This is a genomic window from Bacillus sp. IBL03825 (genome assembly GCF_024712505.1).
GTDB classification, from domain to species: Bacteria; Bacillota; Bacilli; order Bacillales; family Bacillaceae_G; genus Bacillus_A; species Bacillus_A wiedmannii.
This window is the reverse complement of the sequence record NZ_JAMXKE010000001.1, coordinates 2,482,528-2,507,832: the sequence shown is the minus strand read 5'-3', so window position 1 is coordinate 2,507,832 and position 25,305 is coordinate 2,482,528. Positions and strand designations below refer to the sequence as shown.

Genomic DNA, 25,305 nt, shown 5'->3' with positions numbered 1-25,305 from the left:
AAATTGTCCATGAAATAATAATTTTCGCTTATATACTTACTATTCATTATAGGAATACAAAAAAGCGATTCTTTTCACATTAAAAAGAATCGCTTTCCAAGTTCATATTTTCAATTACATTAAATAAAGAATTGAGAGATTATTACCTAAGAGCTTTAACTATAACTTCAGCTGCCTCTGCAATTAGTTGATTATCATAGGTAGCCTCTTTCTCATCTTTACTAGATAAAATTGCGATGATAATAGGTGCTCTATTCGGAGGCCAAACGATAGCAATATCATTTCGTGTCCCATAACTTCCAGCTCCTGATTTATCTCCAACTATCCAGTCAGTTGGTACGCCTGCACGAATAAGTTTGTCTCCTGTAGCATTTCCTTTCATCCACTCTGTAAGAATATTACGTTTATGAGCTGGAAGCGCATTTCCGACCGTTAAAGCTTTCAGATTCGTAGCAATTGCTTTCGCTGTACTAGTGTCACGAATATCTCCTGGAATAGCCTCGTTTAACTCTGTCTCAAAGCGATCAGCCATAGTAATCCGATCACCCATCTGTCTAAGCGCTTTTTCATATCCTTTAGGTCCACCTATTTTATTAAATAAAATGTTCCCTGCAGTATTATCACTGGAACGAACGGCGGCCTCAGCAATTTCTCCTAGTGTCATTCCGGTATCTACATGTTTCTCTGTAACAGGTGAATATTCCACTAAGTCGTCTTTCGTATAAGTGATAACTTCATTTAATTTATTAGTTGAGTTTTGCTGTAGCAATACTCCTACGGCTAACGCCTTGTAGGTTGATGCAAAGGCAAATCTTTCGTTAGGTCGATAAGCTATTGTTTGATGTGTACCCGTATCAATAGCATACACACCTAATCGAGCATCAAATTTTTTCTCAAGTTGAGAGAATTCTTTATATGTCGCATGCTTTTTATGTTTAACTTGCCCTGTCTTTTCCTTCGCTTCAACTTGCAATGCCCCTCCTGTAAAAGTTTCTAGGCTTGTAAGACTTATACCTAATATACCAATGCATATTCCTATTTTTAGCATCCTCTTATTTTTCAAAATCATCATTCCTTTCAAATTTTCAATACTGAAAACAAGTAGTAAATTCAATACAATGTATCTATTTGAATACCTGTTTTTATACGTACACATAATAGACCATCTAAGAAACAAGTTTGTTCCATAAATTTAAAACCTTTTTTAACTAGTAACCAAGATATTAACAAAAATAAGAGATAGCAACTATGATAGCTACTAACTCTTATTTCAAATCTTACTTTTTCTTTAACTTATAAAGGCTTTTATATAAACAGGATCTCTTCCCCTGAGAAAAGTACACAATTATTAATGATTTTGATTCGAACTCTCTGTACTAGCAGTTTCACCTTGTATACGTTGCTTTTTCAAATCAAAGTATACATCTAAAACTTCCTTTCCAATTATAGAATTAATACCATTTTTATCATCATGAAGCCATGGGACTACTACTGAGAATGCTACTTCTGGATTATCATATGGGGCGTATCCAACTAATGTTAAGTTGTAACATTCCATACGTTCCCCTTTCGCATTTCTACCAATTGGATCATCTCCACCATATACAGTTTGAGCTGTCCCTGTCTTTCCTGCTGGTTTATATGGAGCATTTTTGAAATATTTCACGCCAGTTCCATCACCTTCTTGGAATACCCATCTAAACCCTTCTTTTATTCGATCAATATGTTCTGTCTTCATATCAATTCGATTTAATACGACAGGCTCTATAGAGCGTATAACTTTGCCAACCTCTTCTTCTTTTATTGATTGCTCTCGTATTTCTTGTACAATTTGAGGTTGCATTCTATAGCCTCCATTAGCAATCGTTGAAATATATTGCGCCAATTGCAACGGTGTATACGTATCATACTGACCAATAGAAAAATCTAGTAAAAACCCAGGCTGACTATCTACTTTTCTAGTTTGTCCTACTATTTCATTCGGTAAATCAATACCTGTTGGAACTCCTAATCCAAATTGTTTAAAATAATAGCGCATCGTATCAAATGCTCCTTGTTTTATATCCAATGAACCATTTGGTACGTAATTAACTCCCGCAATTTTTAAAGCTGTCTGGAACATGTATACATTCGAAGATACTTGTAGCGCTCGTAAATCATTAATATTACCAAATCCGGATACATTCCACGATTTCTTAGCTTGTGTACCTTTAAATTTCATAGGTGCATCATAAAATTGATCTCCTGGCTGTATTGCCCCTGTCTCATATCCAGTTAATACAGTTGCACCTTTTACAGCGGACCCTAGCTCATAGGAAGTTGTCATGTTACCTAATGCCAAATCCTCAATCTCTAATTTCCCTTCTTTTTCTACAATCTTTTTGCCTGCCATAGATAAAATCTGTCCGTTATTTGGATTCGTCATGACGACAAAAGCTCGGTCCAACAGTGGCTCTGAACTCTTAAACGCTCTCAAATTTTTCTCTATACTTTCTTCCACTTTCTTTTGTAATTCCATATCAATCGTTAATGTTAAACTATTACCACTTTTTCCTTTAGAGATTATCTCTGTGTTTATAATGTTTCCTGATTTATCAGTAATATTTTTCACTTCTTCTTTTGTACCGTGTAACACATCTTCATATCGTTGTTCAATATAACTTTTTCCTACACGATCATTACGGTTATATCCACGTACCAAATAAGAATCTAAGTTTTCTTTCGGTAACCCTTCTTCACTACTCGTAATATTACCCAACACAGAACGGAATAAATTACCATTTACATAATTACGTTCCCAATCAACTGTTGCATCTACTCCTGGAAACTCAGCAAGGTTTTCACTTATTCGCGCATACTCTTGATCTGTTACATCTTTTTTTATAATTTGTGGTGTTAGTTGATAACCAGAACTCATTTTACTTTTAATAGCTAACACCTTTAAATCTTGTGCTGTTAATTCTGCCAATTCTAATTCTGTAACACGACTTCGTCTTAAGTCTTCTATTTTTTTATCTAACTCTTTTCCCTCTACTCCCTTATCTTTTAACTTTTCTATATCTTTTTTAGTAATCATTGTCTCCGCACGTTGCCTATTCAACTGCATCCAAAAATCTTTTTTATCGATGTCTGTTAATTTATTTATATCTTGTTCAGGCATTTCAAGCACTTTCGCTAAGTCTTTTGCTGTTTTTAAAATATCTTCACTAGTAATTCCCTTTACCCTTGTATACGTAATCGTACGAAGAGATTTATTATTAACAACTGTTTTCCCTTCTCGATCTAGTATTTGTCCACGTGGAACTGGTATACTAGTTGTTTCATTTTGACTGCTCTCCACTTGGTTCTTATAAGCCTCTCCCTCAACGATTTGTACTTTTCCTAGCTGCATAATAATGGCTGAGAATAGTAGAAATATGCAAAGGAACATTATATTTAATCGAATAGATATATATGTCTGTTGCTTTTTTTCTTTTTGTTTTTTCATAAATCCTCCATATAATTCTTCCGGAACTCCTCACTAATACTTAGTAAATAAATACGTTCCCTATATATTAGAAATCACCATTCAGTTATAAATAGTGTCTTATCTTTTTTTCTACATCCTTGTAAGCATCAAGCCTTCTTCGTTTAGCCGCGTAATTGATAAATCCCCTTTCCTGTTTTTCTCTCTATTTTTTTATTGCTTGCATTAGAAATGCTAAACTGTATAATGACTCATATTAAGCTTACACATAGACTTGCTAGTAACTTTTCATACTAATTATTCCTTTCTTCATGCTGTTATACTTAATAGACAACCTAAATAATAAAATTGTTCCACATTTACAAAAAAAATAATTAACTATAAGATGAAATAGGCTACATAAGGGAGGGTTATATGTTACATATAAAAAGATGGAGATTTTTTGCGGTTCTTTCTATTGTAGGTTTGATTTTACTAATTTTATTAAAAATCAACTTCATCTCAATTACTATCGCAACTTCTTCAGCTGAAAGAGGAAAAATTTCCGATCGAAATGGTGTAATACTAGCTACAAATAAGAAAGTTAAGTCTCTATATTGCACTTTTAATGATGAGAAGCTATCGAAACAAGATGCAGCAAACACATTGGCTTTTTTCAATCAATTTTCAAGCGAGTTTCAACATGACATTTCTACAGTGGACATAAAATCTCAATTACAACAATCTTGTAAAAAGCAGACTATGAATGATTTACCGTTATACTCTGACATAAATGAGAGTGAACTTACATTCATAAACAAGAACAAACCCAATAATGTAATAATTAAAGATGAATGGATTCGATATTATCCTAAACACGAAGTTGGTTCACAGCTAATTGGGTATGTAGAAAATGACCTTAATTCTAAGTATGGACCTGTTGGAAAAAGTGGGATTGAGCTTCAATATGAAAATGATTTAAAAGGAAAACCCGGAAAAACACTGATTTTTAAAATGAATAATAAAAAATTCTTATGGAACATTCAAAAAGTTCAAAAAGGAAAAGATGTCCAGCTAGCTTTAGACTCTAAATTGCAACAAAAAACAGAGGAAGCATTAAGATCTCAAATTAAGAAAATACGTGATGCTAAAGCTGGTTATATTGTAGTAACCGATGTAAAAACTGGCGCAATTTTAACTATGGCCAACTCGGCAGTGTTTGATCCAAATACATTAAATACACATGTATCATCTAAAAATGAAAACATTAAATCACTTTCGCAAAATAAAGCAATTCAAAAATTAAAGTATGGTGAATCTTATGTAAATATGGCCTCAACTATAAAGCCACTTACTATTTTAATTGGATTAAACGAAAAGCTTTTTCAACCTGAAGATACTTATTTAGATAAAGGTACTTTTCAATATGATAATCAAAATAACATTACGAATGCACCTGGAACGCCAACAGGTGAGATTACACCGAGGCAGGCTATCATTAATTCATCTAACACATTTATGACAGCAAAAGTAGCTCTACCCTTATTCAACCAAAATAATGGGAATATAGAAAAAGTTGCACATATATGGACAGAGTATTTAAAGCAATTTGGCCTTCGTTCTAAAACCGGGGTTGATTTACCTTTTGAAGAAGACGGACAATATGAATTTCATCCAACAAACAAGTTTGAAAATGGTATCTCCGCTTTATTAAATGCCTCTTGGGGAGGAAATGAAGTACACACTCCTCTTCAACTCGCTCAATATGCAGCAACTTTAGCAAGTAAAGGTGATAAATATAAACCTCAAATCGTAAGTGCTATTATTGATCAAAATGGTAAGGAAACAAAAAGGTTTAAACCAATTTTAGAAAGTTCTAATCGTTATCCGGTGAAATTTTGGAGTGTCGTGCAAGGCGGAATGAGTCAAAATATAGAGGAGATTAAAAACTTACCCTTTCATGTCGCAGGTAAAACGGGTATTACAGGTTTTCCGAATGAGCAAGCAAAAATGATAAATCATTCTCTTTTCATTGCATATGCTCCTACCGAAGATCCACAAATCGCCATTTCTGTCGTTATTCCTGGTAGTAATTCAGAAAAAAACATCGCTGCTCTCGTTACATCGGAAATTTTAGAGTCTTGGCATACACTTCAAAAAAAAGATAATAGCAAAGAGGAAGGTTCATTAAAGTGAACCTTCCTCTTTTACCATATAGAATCTATATTTATTATTTTCCAATCACCATTATCATTCTTTTCGAACATAAATGAATACTTAATATCAGTTAAAACATACTCTTTTTGTACATATCCAGTATTACCGTTAATTGTCGATATTTTTATATATTCATCATTTTGCACTTTTTCTGGAATCCAAGCTTTTACCATTTCATTAGATACTTCATATAAAACTTGTGATTCTCGTTTTGGTTCAGCTAAAATTTTTGTTTTATTTCCAGTAACCGTTGCATATATAAAATGCGCTTGCTTTGGTTCGTTACTTTCTGTCAATCCACTTGGTACTTTGTATACTTTTTTTGTATCATTTGCAAATTCTCCCCCCATTGTAAGAGCGACTTGCAACTCATGAAAAATATCTTCATCAAACTTCAATTCATCCTTCTTATAACTCTTCCCTTTAAATAGAACTTCATCATTTAATGCTCTATACAAATCATTTTCATTTTTTGAATTTGTGCTTTGATATAAATCATACATAAATTGTTTTAATGATGGATCTTGAGCAGATTCATCTTTTGTTTTAGGCTTAATTTGAGTGCTACTTTGTACCGGTGATTTATTATCATCAAGCCAAGGTTGTTGAACAATAAAAAATAACATTGTACAAACCAAAACAACTACAACAGGCAATGCTTTTTTACGAAATGGTCTCTTATATGTTGCAGAATCTACTTCACTATTTTGATATACCGATTGCTTTATTTTATAAATAAATTCTTCTTCATCTTTCCGATGCTCCATTGGGCCTTTTTTCAATTTACTATACCAGTCAGGATTTTTTTTATTGTTCATCACTACTACCCTCCCCTATTAGTTTTGAAACCTTACTTCTCGCTCGGCTTAATCTAGATTTAACAGTTCCAATGGATACACCTAATGTTTCGGCCATTTCTTCATAAGATAATTCATATTTTGCATCTAAAATAATTATTTCACGGTGTTTTTTAGGTAACTTTAAAACAACATCCCACACTTCATTCATTTCCTCTTGCTTAAAAAACTCTCGTTCTGCCGATGGAGATTGCTTATCGTCACTAAAAAAACCTACTAATGATATCCTTTTAAAATAGGAGGATTTCAAATAGTTTATTGCTGTATTTCTTGTAATTTTTAATATCCACGTTTTAATAGATGACTCCTTTCGAAATGAATTCCAATTTTTAAATACCTTTATAAATACATCTTGCGTGATATCATCTGATAAGTGTGGATCTTTCGTAATAATAAATGAATAATTCCATACATCTTGCCAATAGTCTTTTATAACATAGTCAAGCTCATCATGAATACACTTTTCAATAAACGTCTCTTCCATTTCCACACCTCGAACTTATTTGAATAAAGATAAAACTGCCCTCACTTTTATTATGGTTTCAATATATAGACAAGATACAAGTTTCATTTGTTCCGTTCTTTATCTTTTTTTAATAAAAAAATCCTCCTAAAAATGTAAAGGTGTGCAATTACTTTCATAAAATAATCATCTATACATTCTTTTACATGACAGGCTCCGAAAAAACAAGTAAAGCATACAATGTTAAAAATACACTCATAAAAAATCTGATTATTATTTGTGCATTTCACGCAACACTCCACTTGTATCACCTTTTTTCTTAGAGCATACTTATTTGTGTGCTCTATTTATGTTTTACTAAATAACTGTTTTGTTAACGTTTATAATTCCCCCTCACTTGTCCCTTTCAATTTGTTTTACTCTTCTATTTACTATTAGCAATACCAACCTTTCAAAAATGAAAACAAAGATGTGTTATTATCTTTATTCAGCCACAACAAAAAAGCATTCTCAATTAAGGAGAATGCTTTTTCGAAACTTAATTGTTCTTTGTATTGCTCAATTTATACCTTCGTGTTAAGCAAACAATGAATGTAGTAAAAGATTTCACCTTATAGTTACTTATTTTTTCTGAAAAACATGTTTTACTTTTTCGCCTGGAACGTTACTCCCCCCTCTTCCTTTTACATCTTCGATCATCATGGTAACGATCATGTCGGGCGCATTTGCATCAAAAGCTGCAAACCATCCAAGTTCTTTTCCGTCTGCTTCTTTCGACTCCTTCAGTTCTGCTGTACCGGTTTTACCAGCAAGAGTTATACCATCAACCTTAGCAATTCTCCCCGCGCCATCAGGGTCATTAATGACTTTTATTAATGCGCTCTTTAATATCTCTTGATTCTTTTTAGAAACCACATTTTCTTTCCAATTCCCCTCTACTTTTGCTTCTTTTAAAAGATGAGGCGACGGAATATTCCCTTCATTCACAATCGGTGCATATGTTAATGCTAAATGGAGTGGTGTCATTAATACTTGTCCTTGTCCATATCCCGTGTCTGCTAGTTGAATATCATTTTTTATCCCATCTCTTGCAATGATTGAAATAGGAAATTCGTATTCGATTGGTAATTTTTCATAAAATCCGTATTTCTTAAATTCATTTACATACTGATCTTTTCCCATTTTCAAAGCTTGTTGAGCAAAATAAATATTATCAGAGTACTTCATTGCCTTATCAAAATCAATTGGACTAGCTTCCTTCACACGTGTTACATAATAATTTCCCCAAGATGAATCTTTTGCCCACTTTAATCCTTGAATTTTAAATTCTTCCTTAGGGTTTATAGTGTTTGTTTCCAAACCAATTGCACCAGTAATCGTTTTAAATACGGAACCTGGTACAAATGCTTGTGTGAAACGATTCATCATTGGTAGTTTTGAATCGTTATTCCATGCTTCTCGTTGGGCTTTTGACGCTCCTCTAACTATTGTATTTGGATTATAAGCAGGGCTACTTACAAGTGCTATAGTTTCACCTGTTTTAGGATTGACCGCTGCACTAGATCCTGCTTCATTTTTCATCTCATTAAAGATTTTTTCTTGAATTGCAGCATCAATTGTTAACGTAACGTTTTCCCCTTCTTTTGCTTCTTTTTTTGCTACATTTTTAATCTCTTTTCCATTCTCATCTTCTATAAATACGCGTCCACCTTTTTCGCCACGCAATTTATTCTCTAATACTTTCTCTAAACCTGTCTTACCTACTAAATCATCAGCTTGATAACCTCTTTTTTGAAGCGATTTTAACTCCTCTGCATTCACCTTTCCTATATATCCAGTTAAGTGTGCCGTTGCTTCTCCTAATGAATACGTACGAATATTTACTGGGCGAGATGATACTCCTTCTAATTCAATATAATCATTCTGTCTAGTTCCCTCTTTTAAAATCCCAATTGGTACAAAGGAGTCTGGTTTTATCCATTTCGCTGTAAGCTTCTGATCAACCTCTTCTATAGACATATCCAGTAACTGTGCTACTATTTCTTTTGTTTGCGCTGCCGTTTCGCCTAGTTTCTCTGGAATAATTCCAACCTCAGTCGCTTTACCATTCGTTGCAAGACCTTTCCCATTTCGATCATATATTTCTCCACGTTTTCCTTGTTCTATTTGCATACGTACTTTGTAATCTTTTTTCATACCTGGAAAAATGAAATCTGGTGTCCAATCTATTTTCCAAGATTCTTTTTCTTTTACAAGTTTTGCTTCATGGATAAATGAAGCTGTTCCTCCATCCGTATCCATATTAACTTCAAAAAGAAAAAGTTCTTTATCTTTAGCATTCTCTCCTTTCGTTTTAATTTTTAAATCCTTAACTCCAATACCCTCATAGATTTTTTGATATTTCTCGGTGAATTCCTTTTTAGAAATCGTTTTTTGGGCATGTTCTGATAAATGATCATACATATTTGCGAATTTTTTATCATTCCATAAATTTATATATTCTTCAAATGCTTGTTTTGGCGGTTCGTTTTTATTACATCCTACCAACATAACTGCAAAACAAAAGAAAACCAACATCCATAATTTTTTCAATTCAATCTTCTCCCTTAGTTAAAAATATTTATTCCTTTCTTGATATATTAAATAAAAAATGTTGTAACGCTTAATAGACAGTGTAAGTAATGAGATTGTTCCATATTTACAAAAGAAATTAATTTATGGTTCAGATGCATTCGAAGGGGAAGATTTTAAAATTCTTACAAATAAAAAAGCGAATCTATTTAGCAATCGGTGTCATTATTAGTGCTGTTTTAACAATTTTATTTAAAATACCTTTTAGTTTGAGTTCTCCGCTCTTATCTTTTTTGTAAATATTTGAAACAAAAAAGACCCCTTATACTAAGGGTCCTACAATAGAAAATAACTAAGTATAAACAATAAAAAGAATTACTGAAAGTATAATTTATAGGCGCTTTATATCCTTCTATTTCGCATCAAAACCCCTGCGCTGTATGCGACAGGGGATTCGATGCGTTCATTCTAAAGCTTATTTAGAAGAGTCATGTACAGGCAAACTACTAAAAATCAATTCAGCAACTTTTACATATCCTTTTGAGTTTGGATGAATCAAATCCGTAGACCAAAGCGTATTATCATTAACTAAATGATGATTCCAAAAGTCAACATGATGAAGCTTATACTCTCTACTCAGTGAAAGTATAATTTCATTTGCCTCTAATAATTGTTCTTTTAACACTTGTTTTTTTTCAGAAGAAATAGGTAGCCGAACTGTAAAATCTGGAAGGTTTGCTATAATAATATCAGCATCTGTTTTACTTAATGTATCTATCATAAATTCCATATCGTTCTTATATGCTTGATGATCCCAACGTCCTTTTAAAACATCGTTTGCACCTGCAATTAGACTAACCAAATCTGGATTAAACGTTAATGCCTTTTCCAATTGCTGTGAGCGTATTTCTTTAGTTACTAACCCACGCTTTGCAAAATTAGCATATTCTATATCGTTTACACAAAGTTGAACAAAATGATCTACCCAGCTTTTTAATGCTATTCCCTCAACTTCATCCCCTATGCCCTCTGTAAAACTATCACCAATCGATACAAATCGCTTCCACATATGTAGTCCCCCTTTATTATTAACCATATCTATACTATACAATAGCTCACACCGTAATTGTTATTTCTAAGTAGTTTTCGATTTCAATTATATTTACATTTAGAATCCAAAATTGACCGATTCCTAAGTATACTTAGGAATCGGTCATATTCGTATATTTACTAAAGAAATAAAATCTCTCTAGGAATTATACTTTTTTCAAAAAATTGGTTGTTCTTTGTTTTGCCCAGTTGATACATTTCTTTTCGATTAAATGATACGAAATTATAGAAAAAAGTAGTGTCATTGCAATGCACAAAGTAAGAAGGAAAAAGATAGGTATCTTTGTATACAAAAGTTTAAATAGTACCATCATGATTGGAAAATGACACAAATAGATACTGTATGAAATTTCTCCTAAATATACAAATACATTCTTATTTAAAAATGCTTTTACTTTTAGGTTACTCATAGCCATTATAATAAATATACTAACCCCCATTACGACACCCCAATCTTTTAATAAGAAAGTAGTATCATTACGGGAAAAACCATAAATTAAAATGGAATATAAATATAAAATAATCCCTAATGCAATAAGAAATCCTTTTTTAAATTTTTTCATATTCCTATATGAGTAAATAAGTTTTTCCTTATACTTAAAAAGTAACATTCCAACCATAAACATAGATGTAAAATGCAGTGTATCAGCATAACCATTATAAAATCCTTCAGCTTTCCCAATATGCAACATATTAAGAAAAACACTAATGAAAGAAAAGCTCAAAGCAAATAGTATCGTTTTCTTCCAATTCAGTTTATAAAAAAGAAGGAATAATAAAGGAAACACAATAGATATACGCATTTCTTGAGCCAATGACCAAATAACTGGATTATAATTTTCCGTAAAAAAGTTATTAAGAAGCACAAAGTGGTTTAGAATATCTAATTTTGTTATAGACCCTTGCCACCTATCATAGAACCAATCCCGTAGTCCTACCACTTCATACGACGAAAATAAAATAAATAAAACAAAGGTAATGATTATCCAAAAATAATAAGGAATATAGATTCTTACAAATCTCTTAATTAAATATCCCCAATAATTTGTTTTTGAATGATAAAGTGCCATAGATAACACAAAACCACTTAGTACATAAAAAACGATAACAGCTTCCCCACCCGCCCATAAAAACCTAAGCGGGGAAAATTTAATAGAATTAGGCAACGATGGTAGCATTAAACAAAAATGTCCAAATACCACAGTAAGTGCCGCTAACCCTCGTATAGAATCTAATTCTTTTATTCTCTTACTCATAAAATGTTCTCCTTGTAAATTGTAGATTTTGCTGTTCATAAAGGCCACTATACTAGTGTAGTGGGAGAATTGTACATAATGTCTATCTAGATCCCAGATATAAGCAGTTCAAAGTCAATCTATGCATCTGTTTTCTGGTCTCCATTTCCTTATATAAATAATTTAAAACAAAATATTTAATACAAAGAAAAGATTTTATTAAATTTTTATAAAATCTTTTTACAGAAATAAGTAACGGATATTCATTTTTTATTGTCATTTGATGCAAAAATGGATGTTTTTTCTTCATGTAACTTTATTAAACTAACTTTGTACTAGAATGCATTGAATCAAAAAATACATAATAAACGCCATCCTTTCTGTATATTTCTACAAAAAGAATAGCGTTTTTTGTTTTTATAGATACAAATTTAGCTTAGCTTGATTACAATAAGAAAAGTTCCGAAGAATCCAATTTGAAAATTAATACCATCTTCCATTCCAAACTATCTACATAAGAATTTATAAAACTTCGAAACTCTTTTTTCAGATTAATATTTAGTTTTATCCTATAAATTTAGCTTTTTACTATATCAACCGCACTATCCCACATACCGCTAAAAAAAGATCCGATGTTACGCATAAAACGTGTAAACCAATTTGCTTGTTCTATATCAGATTTTGTTACAAGGTCTACTTGTAATGATTTACCTAATAAGAACCCTGGATCTGTACTATCTTTAGGCGAGATAATCATTTTACTTATTGTTACACCTTTTTTAATAGGTGCTTCTTGTTCTTCATTCAATACTTTAAATTCTTTTTTATATACGTCTTTGTTGTTCTTTGGTATCGGAAGTGAAACAGCTTGCTTCGTTTGAACAACAACATCTTTGTCTTTCGCATTTGCTACTCGCACTGTTTCATGCCCTTTTGCTACTGAGTCTTTTCCATAGGCCTTCTTCACTTCGAAATTTGCAAATCCATAATCATATAATTTCTTCGTTTCATCAAAACGTGCTGCATGAGAGTTTGCTTTTATCACTACAGATATTAGACGCATACCGTTTCTTTCTACTGTACCAGTGAAACAATCACCAGCTTCTGGGGTAGTTCCTGTTTTTAACCCATCTACACCTTCGTATTGCTTAATTAAACCTTTTAACATCCAGTTAAAGTTCGTCATATCAATTGGATACTTACCACCCTGTTGGAATGTTTTTTTAGGGATTTTTGCAGTATCTAACATTTTCGGAAAATCTTGAATAAGACGTTGTGCTAAAATCGCACAATCTCTTGCGGACATTTTATTTTTCTCGTCTGGAGTTGTCCCTTCTGGGTGATATCCTTTTAAATCATAGTTTGTTAAGCCTGTAGAATTTACAAATTTATAATTTTTCATTCCAAACTCTTTTGACTTATCATTCATCATTTTCACGAAATCGGCTTCTTTTCCAGCAATTTCTTCAACTAAAGCAATTGTTGCACCATTTGCAGAGTAAATTGCCATTGCCTCATATAACTCTTTTACTGTATAAGAGCCACCATTTTCTAATGGAACGTTTGATAATGAGCGATCTTGTGAAATCTTATGTGCATATTCAGAGATTTTAACTTTTTGATCCCATTTAAGTTTTCCTTTATCCACCGCTTCATGAACTAAATATTCACTCATCATTTTTGTCATACTAGCAATTGCTAGTGATTCATCCGCATTTTTTTCATATAAAATTTTTCCGGAATTCGCTTCTACTAAAATTGCTGATCCTGCTTCTACATCTAAAACAGGGACTGTTTCCGCTGTTGCTCTTCCAGATGTAACAATTATGCTACAAAATAGTGTAAGCACTGTTACTATTGCAATAAATCTCTTGCAAAACATACCTTTCACTTCTGTTACCTCCAATATATTTTTTAGGATTACAATGAATAGACAATCTAAATAATACGTTTGTTCCATATTTACAAAAAATAAAACCAGTGTATCCCGATTAAATATCGAGACACACTGGTTTTATTAGCTATCAAGGATTTTAATTATTTAATTCAGCTATTTACTATACTCATACCAGAGATGAATTTTCCTTAGTCTATATTATTAATTTTTTATAATAAAAAAACTACATCCTATATAGAATGTAGTTTCCCTCACAGATCTATCTATTTTTTACTTCCTTGTTATAAAAATCATATAATAATTCAATAGATGAACTAGATAAAAGCGGCATTGCCTTCTCAACTAATTCTCTATCCCAATCAAACCAACGCATTTCCATTAGCATTTTCATTTCTGTATCAGTGAATCGTTTCTTTATTTCCTTAGCAGGATTTCCACCAACTATTGTATACGGCGGAACATCTTTACTTACGACAGATCCAGCTGCAACGATTGCACCTTCACCGATTATAACGCCAGGCATAATAATAGCATTCATTCCAATCCAAGCATCACTTTTAATGACTGTATCGCCCTTCGGTTCATATGAATGTTCAATTTGCTCAGCGAATGGATATACTGTAATCCATTCTGAGTGATGATTATGATTACCACCCATTAAAATGACTACTCCACTCGCAATACAAACATAGTTCCCAATAATGAGTTTATCAAGATGCCATCCCATCTGTTCAATTGGATTGAACAGCGCTCGGGACTTAGCATCCCCCCACAAATACCTTACACAGCCATCTTCAAAATTTTGATGACCATAATAACCTGAATAATAGGAGTACTCTCCTACCTCAATGAGTGAATTTGTTACTATATCTTTTAAATACTTTGTTTCTGACCAATGATTAAATAATGGATGCTTCATAACTTTATTCCTCGCTTCTAAGTATTATATATTTTGCTATTTACTTAGAAGCTTACTACGACTGCTACATTTTTTAGCTTTCTCAAACGACGAATCATTGTCTTCAAGCCTTTCTTTTATTATAAAGGAATCATATCGTGATAAATTATATAAGTCAAATTGTAAAATTATGTACTGAAACTTGAAGTATGAATTGAAATTTCAGCATTAAAACAATCGAGTTTTCAAATAACAAATCCCAATTACATATAATAAAGATTTTTTAGCTATACATCTAACCTCTTTCTTATATTAGCCTTAACTCCCTCGATATAGTTTTATTATTTATTCATTTGTCTGATAAATCAATAAATGTTAATATGATTATAGAAGATATTATCATCCATTAGATTTCACAGCTAGTTTTTCACAAAAACGATTTCTGAATCCTTAAGTAAATAGGAGGTTTAGAACATGAAACTATTAAGGCAATCAACAATTATTGGCGCATTGACTGTTGGAGGATTTTTATTTTCGAATACAATTGGTACACTCCCACCTGTGTCTGCTGAATCGCAACTTATACAAAAAGAATCACGATTTACAGATAATTGGCGGTGGCAAAGCTATTTTTTATTACATCATAATGCAGATTTTTTAGAAGAGTTAGCAGTTGGTAACTTAAAGCATGGAGATACATTCGATGTTACTATATATACTGGTGGTAAAGATACTGGTATTGTAAAAATATATCAATTGAGTGGAAATGAAAATGATGAAATAAACTTGCATAGATATAAAACCATTTATGACTCAGGTCTAAAACATAATTATGGTAGATTTGTTACACCTATTACTAATGTTTATAATCCAGGAACATATGTAGCTGTTATGAAACTTGGAGAAAATTATTATTATGGGGGCAGCTTTAAAATCTCAAAATAATTTACATTTATCTCATCAGTAAAAAAATATTGGATACATTTTTATTAGACAAAAATCATTTTAAAAGCTCTCCTTATATATAGGGAGCTTTTTTGATCGTTTCCCCTTTTTAAGGCTAGAAGAAATCCTTACCTTCTTTATCAATTAGCATTTTTATTCACGAACCATTTTTACTTCTTTATGTCCTACAATTCGATATGCAATATTGCATATTCTATATGTTCAATTTTAAAACATGCGATAATTCATTTATATAAAGGTATAAAATTAGTATTGAAAGGAGAATGTTACATGTCTTTCTATTCTTGGTCTCCTCTTATTTTCTTAATAGTTGTTGCAATTATCATTTCTATTCAAAAGGCTAAGAAACAATAATTTATTATGTGGAGGTGTAATAATGTCATTTGCAGCATGGAGTACAATTTTTATGACTTTAATCGGTGCAATATCCGGAGCAGTCTTTGGTATAATCTCCCCTAGAAATAAAAGCAAAAATTAAATGATATCGTAAAAATGAATTTCTAATAAAACTATATACAAAAAAGTAGCCTATAAAGTTTTATAGGCTACTTTTCATTTCATTCATATTATTTAGCTAATTCTTTCGTACCCTTCATTACATCAACGAAGAAGCCCCAGTTATTCACAACAGAAGAAATACTAATATGTTCATCTGGAGTGTGAACATTGAATATATCTGGACCGAATGAAATTGCATCTAAGTCAGGCATCTTTTGAACGAATGCACTACATTCAATACCCGCATGTACAGCGAAGATTTCAGCATCTTTGTTGTATTTTTCTTGATGCACTTTTTCAAACAAATTACGAATTTGCGAATTCGGATTGTATGGCCATTCTGGATACTCCGACTCTATTTCAAATGTTGCACCAACTAATTCGGCAATACATTTAATTTCATTTGCAACATGTTGTTTTAAACTACTGACAGAACTTCTCACTTCGTTACGTAATTTAATTTCATCTTGCAACGTTTCAATAACGCCTAAATTTGTTGAACTTTCTACTAGGCCTTTAATATCCATGCTCATACTTTGAATGCCATTTGGAATTAAGAATAATGATGAAATAAGTTGCTTTTGCGTCTCTTTAGCAAATACTTTTTCTACTTTCTCATCCAATTTTGTAAGAGTTACATGAACATCTGGATCAACAGCACGCATTTCTTCTTGTAATACTCTTGTCCATGATTCTAGTTTTTCTTCTACTTTCTCTACATCTTCTGTAGCTAATACAATTGTAGCTACACTTTCACGCGGAATTGCATTTGTTTTTAATCCGCCGTGAACTTCATTTATATCAAATTGGATATTTGCTGATAAATCTCGTAATACTCGTCCTAATACTTTGTTCGCATTACCGCGTTGTTTATCAATTTCCATACCAGAATGTCCGCCTTTTAAACCACCAACATATAGACGGTATGCATCCGTATTCGCTGGCACTTCATCCCATATTACTGGAATTGTTTCTACAGCTTTCGCACCACCTGCGCTACTTACAAGTAATTTATGATCTTCTTCAGAATCAATATTTATAAAAATCTTTCCTTCAAAGTGATTTGCATCAACAGCGAAAGCCCCGCCCATTGTTGTTTCTTCTTCAGTAGTAATAACTACTTCAAGTGCTGGATGCGAAATGTCTGATGCATCTAATAAAGCCATTGCATACGCAACTGCAATACCATTATCAGCACCTAAAGTCGTTTGATTTGCATATAACATGTCCCCAATGATTCGTAATTCAATTGGATCTTTTTCAAAATCATGTACGGTTGCTTGATTTTTTTCACATACCATATCCATATGGCCTTGAATGATAATAGCTGGTACATTTTCATAGCCAGTAGTTGCGTCTTTTTTAATAATGACATTCATTTCTTCATCTTGAATCACTTCTAAGTTACGCTCTTTTGCAAAACCAACTAAATAATCACTAATTTCCTTTTCATTACCAGATCCTCTAGGAATCTTTGAAATTTCTGCAAAATGATAAAATACAGGGTGCTTTGTTAATTGTTCTAAAGTAGAATACATTTTTAAGCTCCTCTCAAAATGACAAAATAATATGTAAGTCTGCTATCATTATACCATGATTCGTTACTTTCCCTTTCTATTTCATCCTTTAAAATCCACCCTTTAAATATTTAATCGTATAAAAAAACGAAAGAAAATGCACTATGCATTTTCTTTCGTTTTTTTTGCTCTCATATATTTTGAAGTACCATTATTCATTAATTTCTCTAAACGATTTATATTTTCCGTTAATGCACCTTTCACAAGAGAGAAATCTGTATTTGGTTCTTCTTTTTTTTCTTTAAAAAATGAAGACTTTTGTACGTTTACTTCAGCCATCTCTTCTCCCCCTCTTCAAAAAGATACAATCTTCTATTTATATTATATCGCAAATGTAGACAGCGTGTACACGTATCATTTTCTTTTTAATTCTTCTTCTAACTCTTCTACTTGCTGCAAAGTATCTCCTTTTATTAACGAGAAATCAGTTGTATCTTTAACTCCTACCCGGCATTCTCTCTTTTTTATTTTTGTTAATTATCATAAAATTACCAATATTAATCTACTATTTAATAATAATATTTGATATTATAAAAAAGTAGATTTTAATGGAATTATAATCTAATATATTTTTGGTTAAAATAATTTTTCACACAAGGAGGTTAACCATATTGAATATTATCGTGACTCCAGAATTATTAGAAGCTTCTGCTAACAAGTTTAAAAGTGCTCAAGAGCAAGCACAAGTACAATTCACTAACCTTCGACAAGATATCTCATATCTTGAATCAATTTGGTATGGTTCTACCAAAGAAAAGTTTTATTATGATTTTCAACAATCTAGCCAAGTAATGAATAAATATATTCATTGCCTTCAACAGATTGAAATTCAACTAAAAAGATCGGCCGAAAAATTCAGAAAAGTAGATAGTGAAACAGGAGCTGAGTTATCTACAAATGAGGGAAGTTTGCTTGAATCTCTCAAAAAGGGATTGATGACCTCCTTATCTCCCACCGTTAAATTAGGTATAATGGCAGGTGTATTAAATGTTATTCCTAACAAAAAAAGAAATGATTTAGTAGATATCGTCACTCGTAAATGGGTTAATGGTAAGGCAGGAGAAATATGGAATAAATTAATTCCCTTAAAAGACTTTTCAACATTAGAAAAAACCGCTGCATCATTAGGGAAATTAGATAAATCTCTTCCTAAAAATAGTATTAAAGAATCTAATATTTCTAAGCATATTATAAAAAATATGAAACCCTTTGGTATAGCTTCCATTTCCCTTACTGCATTAGGAGAAGTAAGTTCATTAACATCCGCCATACAAGGTGATTTTAAAAAATATGATGGCTCTCAAGCTGGTGTTAATATTGCTATGGATACAGTTTATTCTACAGGAAAGGTAGTTGGAAATTTAGCTTCAACTTATGCAGGTGGAGTAGCGGGTGCTGAAGCGGGTGCATTAGCTGGCTCATTAATTTTCCCTCCAGTTGGTACAGCTGTTGGTGCAATTGCAGGTGGCATTATTGGTTCTACTGTAGGTGGAACCGCATTCAATGAATTAGCAGATAAATTTGTACCTCGTCAAAAGTTTAAAGAGAGTATTTCAAGTTTTACAGATAGCTTCACTAATTTTTTAAAATAAATTAAAAATCAATTGAAGAAATGAGGTAAAAAAAGTCTCTAATTAGACTTTTTCAGAGCTATGAATAAAAAACAAATTGTTTCTATAGAAGAATTAGCATTTCTAATGAATTCCAAAGAAAATCAAACTTATGCAAAAGAATTACTAAGTCTTATTTATGATGAACTAGAGAAAGCAGATGTCGAAAAAATATTATTGACTGCAGCGCATTCCCTTTATGCTAGAGGATTGTTAAACTTTAATCAACAAACTAAAGAAATGCAATTACAACCGAGTATAGAGAAATTATTCAACACTATGTGTAACCCGCAACTTTCATTATTACTTCAAAAAATCGATTTTATAAACGAAACAACGATTACTGCTAACATTTATATTGATAACACTTCAAACGTTACATATCAGAGTTTAGATGGTATTGCACATAAAATCGAAGAAATTTCAGACGATAGATTATTTTTAGAATCTAAAAATTTATTACAGCTAGTATTTCAGCAAGAAGAAAAAGGCAGTGACATTGTAGGAACTCTTCCAAACCATATCGTACAAAATATTGAAAAGTTTTTCCCTTTGTCTATTCAAGAAGGGAAAACAATGTTAATAGAGAATGGATTTAATTCCTTATATGCTGAAAATTTGATAATAGATTTAAAAACAACACAGTCTATTTACACTATTATGCGTCTAGATACAACCGAAAAGAATGAGGTTATTTCTGACAATGGATTCTTTGTTATTGAATCACCCAACACCCAATGGCTATTAACTCGAAATATAATAAATGATTCCTTTGATATAACCTATTTAACCAAAAATCTTTTCGTAAATGAAATAACAAAACTAATAAAAGATTAATCCTTTAAGACGGGAGTATATTTATATTGAATAAACAACAGCATTCTAGCAAAAAAAAGGAAGGCTTTTTCGAAAATAGGATATTACCTATCATCACTGTTCTTTCAGGTGTCATTCTACTAGTGTACAAAGGGTTAGAATTTATTTCAAAGTATGTATTAATTTTAATCTTATTTACCCTAATTATTGCTTCGTTATACTTATTGTTTATGAAACAAATAGTTGGTGCTGCTATTGGATTCATTTTTGCAGCCCTTGGGTATTTTATGTATAAAATCATTTTTAAACAAAAAAAGAAATAACGCATAAACAAATCATAAAGAGATAATTTAAAAGAGAATGTTTTTACGCATTCTCTTTTAAATTACCCTTTTTTATATACTTATATGGAATTGCCTCTACAAATTTTTCTAATCGATCTATATTTTGAGTCAATGCACCTTTCACAAGAGAGAAATCTGTATTTGGTTCTTCTTTTTTTTCTTTAAAAAATGAAGATTTTTGTACGTTTACTTCAGCCATCTCTTCTCCCCCTCTTCAAAAAGATACAATCTTCTATTTATATTATATCGCAAATGTAGACAGCGTGTACACGTATCATTTTCTTTTTAATTCTTCTTCTAACTCTTCTACTTGCTGCAAAGTATCTCCTTTTATTAACGAGAAATCAGTTGTATCTTCATTTTCTTCTTTAAAAAAATCATTGTCATAATCTTTTATCACTACAATCACCTCTACGTGCTAGTGTAGGAATGATTGTCCGATTTTATACAAGTTTGTCTAAATTTGCTTTCCCTTTATGTATAAGTGAAAAGGACAGAAGAAAATCCTGTCCTTATTTACTAAAATAACTATGATGTATTGTTAAATTATATACATTTTCAAAATCTCGATCTTGCAGGTTATTTTTCTTCCCATCAATAACAATGAAAACATCACTCACCATTTTTGCTGGTATTATTCCGACATTTTCTACTTGCACCGCTTTCTGTTCATTCAATTGCTCAATGTGTTCTAACGGAATGATAATACTAAATTGAGAACGGATACCACGAAAGTTTGTATTTAATTCTTTTGCCGCTTCAAATACAACAATTTTCGCACCAATCTTTTCTCCATACGAATCTAAAAATGCGTTTAAGCTCTTTGTATATTCCTCTTCCATATGCCATTCCATTGTACCGAATACTGCTGGATTAACATTTTGAATAATTGTTGTGTATATTTCTCCTCTTGCTTTAGAAGCAATTAATGACCGTTTTATCGATTGAACAGTCTTACCGATATCGCTAAATTTCGCTCCCCATATTTCTGAAATATTTGGTGTTAAAATAAATGCGATATCAACGAAAATAACCATTGCAGTGAACATTAAAAGATTTTTCCAGAGGGTTAAATCAATTCCTTTTATCATGAAATACACGGTGACTAATATTATAAACAACCCATACCAAGTCTTTCTAATTCGTTGCTTCTTCTCCTCGTAGAGCTCTTCATTTCTCCAGTAAAAGAAAACAAGAACTAGAAAAACGATTGCTAAAATAAATAAGCCGATTCGAATGTTAGAGATCACCAATGACATCACCCTCCATTCAAAAACTACTCACGATATCATTACATGCACAAGTAGCTCTCTTTATGACAAAAGACGTGGACAAGCTTCTAAATTTAGCAATATCGCATATACATTAGAAGGTGCCACGTCTTTTACCACGCATTAACGGGCAGTAAGACCTCCACCTGAAAATTTAGCGAAAGCATAGAAGTTAGGTAGGGGATCAACTGCCCTTAAAAGCCCGATTGGTTCAACTAATAATCAATGGGGATGAACCCCCCACTGATTAAAGTTTCACTTTATCATGAATCTACATTGTATATGTAGACAAGCATGCGTTTCAAATTTTCATGTTAAAAAGAAATATGTTTCGGAATTTCCCCTTCTGGTACTTCTCCGTCCATACTTAAGTAATAATGGCGAATCGGACGTAAATCATCGTCTAATTCATACACGAGTGGAATGCTCGTTGGAATATTTAATGAAACAACACCATCGCTTGAAAGGTTATCTAAGTGTTTCACTAGCGAACGAATCGTATTACCGTGTGATGAAATAATTACCTTTTCACCACTTTTTAATGATGGCGCAATTTCTGAATGCCAATAATCAAGTACTCTTTTCTCCGTATCCACTAAACATTCAGTCAATGGAAACTCACCTTTTTTAAGTGCTTTATATTTTGGATCATTCATTTCATATCTAGGATCATCCTCAGTAAGAGCAGGTGGTCTTACATCAATACTTCTTCTCCAAATATGAACTTGCTCCTCACCATATTTTTTCGCGGTTTCATCTTTATTCAACCCTTGCAATGCACCGTAATGTCTTTCATTTAGCTTCCAACATTTATGTACTGGCACCCAAGCAAGATCCATCTCATGAAGTACAATCCATAACGTCCGGATTGCTCGTTTTAATACAGATGTATAAGCTACATCAAAAGTATATCCGTTTTTCTTTAATATTGCTCCTGCTTCTCTCGCTTCACTTAATCCATTCTCTGATAAATCTACATCTGTCCATCCTGTAAAGCGATTTTCAAGATTCCATAAACTTTGTCCGTGACGAATAAGTACAAGTTTTATCATAATAATTCCCCTCTCGGAAATGTGAATTGTATTGTTCCATTGCGTACACGTATAAAGTATCTAGTAATGTATCTTTTTATCCATTCACTCTATGACCAATCCATAGTTGCCAAATGTATGGATAAAATTTGTTCTTTTTCAAACTATAAAACAGATATATTTCTTATTATGTTTGATCGATTACAACTTCTCGCTTCGACATCCAAGCATCAAAACCTGATCGGCTATTTGCCATTTCATTCATAACTTGATGCCAATTTTCTTCACACGATTCACCAAATTTTGAAAAAATAGCACCCATTTGTTGTCTTTGAACATCGCTCAATTTTTTCTCTAAATCTACACCTATTTCTGTTAAAGATAACTGTTTCACACGGCGATCATGTGTAGCTTCATTACTCTCAATTAAGCCCTTTTCCACAAGTTGTCGTAGTGGTCCGTGAAGAGCTTGTTTACTAATTTCTAACAGTGATAATAACTCATTTACGCTTATACCTGGAAAGCGTGCGATAAAAAATAAAATTCGGTGATGTACTCGTTGTATGCCATACTCTTTTATAATTTCATCTGGCTTTTCAGTAAATGTTTTATATGCAAAGTAAAATAATGCTAATGCTTCATTCATCTGTTCTTCTTTATGTTGTGTCATCTACTTTCCCCCTGTATGTAAATTATACCACAATCCAGTAATCAATATTTTAATGAACGCATTGGAACTTCTTTAGTCTATTGAAATATTCACTGCACAATTAGGAGATGATTCAATTGAAAACGCAATATACAGTAAGTACATATTTACTAGACCGACTAAGCGAATTAGGAATCGAGCATATTTTTGGTGTCCCTGGTGACTATAATTTGGCTTTTTTAGATGACGTAGTAGCACATGAAAAGTTAGAGTGGGTTGGCAATTGTAATGAACTAAATGCAGCATATGCTGCTGATGGATATGCTCGTATAAAAGGAATCGCGGCTCTTATTACCACTTTCGGTGTTGGAGAGTTAAGCGCCATTAACGGCGTTGCTGGCTCATACGCAGAGAACGTACCTATTATAAAAATCACAGGGACACCACCAACAACAGTAATGGAAAATGGAGCACTCGTTCATCATACGTTAGGTGATGGAAAGTTCGATCATTTCTCCAATATGTATAGAGAAATCACGGTAGCACAATCAAAATTAACACCTGAGCATGCCGCTGAGGAAATTGACCGTGTGTTACGTGCATGTTGGAGTGAGAAACGCCCTGTTCATATTCAATTACCGATTGATGTATATAATAAGCCAATTAATAAACCTACGGAACCAATTTTACATAAACCAGTTTTAAGTAATAAAGATGCGCTGGATAAAATGCTTCTACATGCGACTTCAAAAATAAACAGTGCCAAAAAACCTGTTATTTTAGCTGATTTTGAAGTGGCTCGTTTTCATGCGGAAGAATATTTGCATCAATTCGTAGAAAAAACTGGGTTTCCTATCGCAACGTTAAGTATGGGAAAAGGAATATTCCCTGAAAAACACCTTCAATTTATAGGAATTTATACTGGGGATGTTAGTTCTCCATACATACGAAAAAGAATTGATGAATCTGACTGTATTATTAGTATTGGTGTGAAATTAACTGATACTATTACTGGCGGCTTTACACAAGGTTTTACGAAAGAGCAAGTTATAGAAATCCATCCCTATACTGTGAAAATTATTGATAAAAAATACGGACCAGTTGTAATGAAAGATGTTTTAGAACAATTAAGTGATTTAATCAAACATCGTATTGAGGAAACACTTGAAATGAAGCCCTTTATTTCAGAATCACTATCTATGACAGAAGAGTTCAATCCAAAAGCACAAATGGTTACACAAAAACGTTTTTGGCAACAAATATACCATTTCTTACAAGAAAACGATGTTTTAATTGCAGAGCAAGGAACGCCTTTCTTCGGTAGTGCCGCTATCCCTTTACCAAATAGCACTACATATGTAGCACAACCATTATGGGGATCAATTGGTTATACATTACCTGCTCTACTCGGTACACAGCTCGCTGATTTATCACGGCGTAACATTTTAATTATTGGTGATGGTTCTTTCCAATTAACTGTTCAAGAGTTATCGACTATACTTCGGCAAAATTTAAAACCGATTATATTTTTAATCAATAACAATGGATATACTGTTGAACGTGCAATTCACGGCCAAAATCAACCGTATAATGACATACAAATATGGGATTACACGAAACTAGCAAACGTATTCGGATCAGAAGAAAAATGCCAAACATTTAAAGTGAAAAATGAAATAGAGTTAGCAGAAGTCTTAACTAAAATAAATTTTAATATGAATCGACTTATCTTTGTTGAAGTTGTAATGAGCCAAGAGGATCAGCCTGAATTGTTAGCTAAACTCGGTGAAAGATTCGGCAAGCAAAATTCTTAAAAAGAAAAAGCGTAACTATAAATAGGCTACGCTTTT

22 protein-coding genes and 1 pseudogene are annotated in these 25,305 nt (G+C 32.3%); 7 read left to right on the top strand and 16 right to left on the bottom strand.

Translation table 11 applies throughout. The features are described 5' to 3' along the window. Positions 1–48 precede the first annotated feature (48 nt). Positions 49–123 (top strand): annotated as a pseudogene (locus NHG49_RS31675) (undecaprenyl-diphosphatase); the annotation flags it as partial. A 19-nt stretch (positions 124–142) separates the two neighbouring features. Here NHG49_RS31675 and bla read toward each other — a convergent pair. Together bla and NHG49_RS12850 are read right to left on the bottom strand one after the other, a co-directional pair. Continuing rightward, complete coding sequence (gene bla, locus NHG49_RS12855; RefSeq protein WP_374987924.1) at positions 143–1,069, bottom strand: class A beta-lactamase Bla1; 927 nt, start codon at positions 1,067–1,069, stop codon at positions 143–145. A gap of 279 nt (positions 1,070–1,348) precedes the next feature. Continuing rightward, entirely contained in the window at positions 1,349–3,487 is a 2,139-nt protein-coding gene (locus NHG49_RS12850) for a peptidoglycan D,D-transpeptidase FtsI family protein (protein WP_088047192.1), read from the bottom strand. Positions 3,488–3,880: 393 nt separating this feature from the next. On the opposite strand from NHG49_RS12850, the gene NHG49_RS12845 reads away from it, so the two are divergent. Beyond that, positions 3,881–5,641: a peptidoglycan D,D-transpeptidase FtsI family protein gene (locus NHG49_RS12845; protein WP_098111723.1), complete on the top strand. Its 1,761-nt coding sequence runs from the start codon at positions 3,881–3,883 to the stop codon at positions 5,639–5,641. 11 nt (positions 5,642–5,652) lie between these two features. On the opposite strand, the gene NHG49_RS12840 is transcribed toward NHG49_RS12845, so the two are convergent. The 7 genes from NHG49_RS12840 to NHG49_RS12810 all read right to left on the bottom strand — a co-directional run bounded on the left by NHG49_RS12840 (position 5,653) and on the right by NHG49_RS12810 (position 14,714). Continuing rightward, positions 5,653–6,480, bottom strand: a complete 828-nt coding sequence (locus NHG49_RS12840) for an anti-sigma factor (RefSeq protein ID WP_088047194.1) — start codon at positions 6,478–6,480, stop codon at positions 5,653–5,655. Continuing rightward, complete coding sequence (locus tag NHG49_RS12835) at positions 6,470–7,003, bottom strand: RNA polymerase sigma factor (RefSeq protein WP_060488847.1); 534 nt, start codon at positions 7,001–7,003, stop codon at positions 6,470–6,472. The genes NHG49_RS12840 and NHG49_RS12835 overlap by 11 nt, the downstream gene beginning before the upstream one ends. Before the next feature lie 600 nt (positions 7,004–7,603). After that, on the bottom strand, positions 7,604–9,574 hold the full coding sequence (locus NHG49_RS12830) for a penicillin-binding transpeptidase domain-containing protein (protein WP_088047195.1): 1,971 nt from the start codon (positions 9,572–9,574) through the stop codon (positions 7,604–7,606). Between the two features lie 454 nt (positions 9,575–10,028). Next, positions 10,029–10,622, bottom strand: a complete 594-nt coding sequence (locus NHG49_RS12825; RefSeq protein ID WP_064475205.1) for an SGNH/GDSL hydrolase family protein — start codon at positions 10,620–10,622, stop codon at positions 10,029–10,031. A gap of 187 nt (positions 10,623–10,809) precedes the next feature. Continuing rightward, entirely contained in the window at positions 10,810–11,958 is a 1,149-nt protein-coding gene (locus NHG49_RS12820) for an acyltransferase family protein (protein WP_081257232.1), read from the bottom strand. Positions 11,959–12,475: 517 nt separating this feature from the next. After that, entirely contained in the window at positions 12,476–13,789 is a 1,314-nt protein-coding gene (locus NHG49_RS12815) for a D-alanyl-D-alanine carboxypeptidase family protein (RefSeq protein WP_064475203.1), read from the bottom strand. Between the two features lie 265 nt (positions 13,790–14,054). Then, on the bottom strand, positions 14,055–14,714 hold the full coding sequence (locus NHG49_RS12810) for a CatB-related O-acetyltransferase (RefSeq protein WP_000682543.1): 660 nt from the start codon (positions 14,712–14,714) through the stop codon (positions 14,055–14,057). Positions 14,715–15,167: 453 nt separating this feature from the next. Between NHG49_RS12810 and NHG49_RS12805 the strand changes: the two genes are divergently transcribed. Next, positions 15,168–15,638 (top strand): DUF5065 family protein, encoded by a 471-nt coding sequence (locus NHG49_RS12805; protein ID WP_098111442.1) that lies wholly within the window; start codon positions 15,168–15,170, stop codon positions 15,636–15,638. Positions 15,639–16,225: 587 nt separating this feature from the next. Here the strand turns inward: NHG49_RS12805 and pepD are convergent. Further along, positions 16,226–17,695 carry a beta-Ala-His dipeptidase gene (gene pepD, locus NHG49_RS12800; RefSeq protein WP_064475201.1) on the bottom strand — a complete coding sequence of 490 codons (1,470 nt, stop codon included), beginning with the start codon at positions 17,693–17,695 and terminating at the stop codon, positions 16,226–16,228. A gap of 141 nt (positions 17,696–17,836) precedes the next feature. After that, a complete protein-coding gene (gene spoIISB, locus NHG49_RS12795) occupies positions 17,837–18,013 on the bottom strand; it encodes a stage II sporulation protein SB (protein ID WP_000852619.1) in 177 nt (58 codons plus the stop codon). 332 nt (positions 18,014–18,345) lie between these two features. On the opposite strand from spoIISB (NHG49_RS12795), the gene NHG49_RS12790 reads away from it, so the two are divergent. The 3 genes from NHG49_RS12790 to NHG49_RS12780 are packed head-to-tail and all read left to right on the top strand — an operon-like array spanning position 18,346 to position 20,483. Next, a complete protein-coding gene (locus tag NHG49_RS12790; RefSeq protein WP_064475200.1) occupies positions 18,346–19,326 on the top strand; it encodes a WXG100 family type VII secretion target in 981 nt (326 codons plus the stop codon). Positions 19,327–19,386: 60 nt separating this feature from the next. After that, a complete protein-coding gene (locus NHG49_RS12785) occupies positions 19,387–20,181 on the top strand; it encodes a hypothetical protein (protein WP_176713062.1) in 795 nt (264 codons plus the stop codon). 26 nt (positions 20,182–20,207) lie between these two features. After that, positions 20,208–20,483, top strand: coding sequence for a hypothetical protein (locus tag NHG49_RS12780; RefSeq protein WP_064475199.1), 276 nt, complete (start codon positions 20,208–20,210; stop codon positions 20,481–20,483). Positions 20,484–20,526: 43 nt separating this feature from the next. Here NHG49_RS12780 and spoIISB (NHG49_RS12775) read toward each other — a convergent pair whose 3' ends face one another. The 5 genes from spoIISB (NHG49_RS12775) to NHG49_RS12755 all read right to left on the bottom strand — a co-directional run bounded on the left by spoIISB (NHG49_RS12775) (position 20,527) and on the right by NHG49_RS12755 (position 23,476). Beyond that, entirely contained in the window at positions 20,527–20,703 is a 177-nt protein-coding gene (gene spoIISB, locus NHG49_RS12775) for a stage II sporulation protein SB (RefSeq protein ID WP_064475198.1), read from the bottom strand. 75 nt (positions 20,704–20,778) lie between these two features. Continuing rightward, positions 20,779–20,904: a hypothetical protein gene (locus tag NHG49_RS12770; protein ID WP_064474161.1), complete on the bottom strand. Its 126-nt coding sequence runs from the start codon at positions 20,902–20,904 to the stop codon at positions 20,779–20,781. A 112-nt stretch (positions 20,905–21,016) separates the two neighbouring features. Continuing rightward, complete coding sequence (locus tag NHG49_RS12765; protein WP_222661167.1) at positions 21,017–21,757, bottom strand: type II toxin-antitoxin system SpoIISA family toxin; 741 nt, start codon at positions 21,755–21,757, stop codon at positions 21,017–21,019. 332 nt (positions 21,758–22,089) lie between these two features. Beyond that, entirely contained in the window at positions 22,090–22,827 is a 738-nt protein-coding gene (gpmA, locus tag NHG49_RS12760) for a 2,3-diphosphoglycerate-dependent phosphoglycerate mutase (RefSeq protein ID WP_064474159.1), read from the bottom strand. Between the two features lie 166 nt (positions 22,828–22,993). Beyond that, positions 22,994–23,476, bottom strand: a complete 483-nt coding sequence (locus NHG49_RS12755) for a MarR family winged helix-turn-helix transcriptional regulator (protein WP_064474158.1) — start codon at positions 23,474–23,476, stop codon at positions 22,994–22,996. Between the two features lie 107 nt (positions 23,477–23,583). Between NHG49_RS12755 and NHG49_RS12750 the strand changes: the two genes are divergently transcribed. Further along, positions 23,584–25,269, top strand: a complete 1,686-nt coding sequence (locus NHG49_RS12750) for an alpha-keto acid decarboxylase family protein (protein ID WP_081257103.1) — start codon at positions 23,584–23,586, stop codon at positions 25,267–25,269. Positions 25,270–25,305 lie beyond the last annotated feature (36 nt).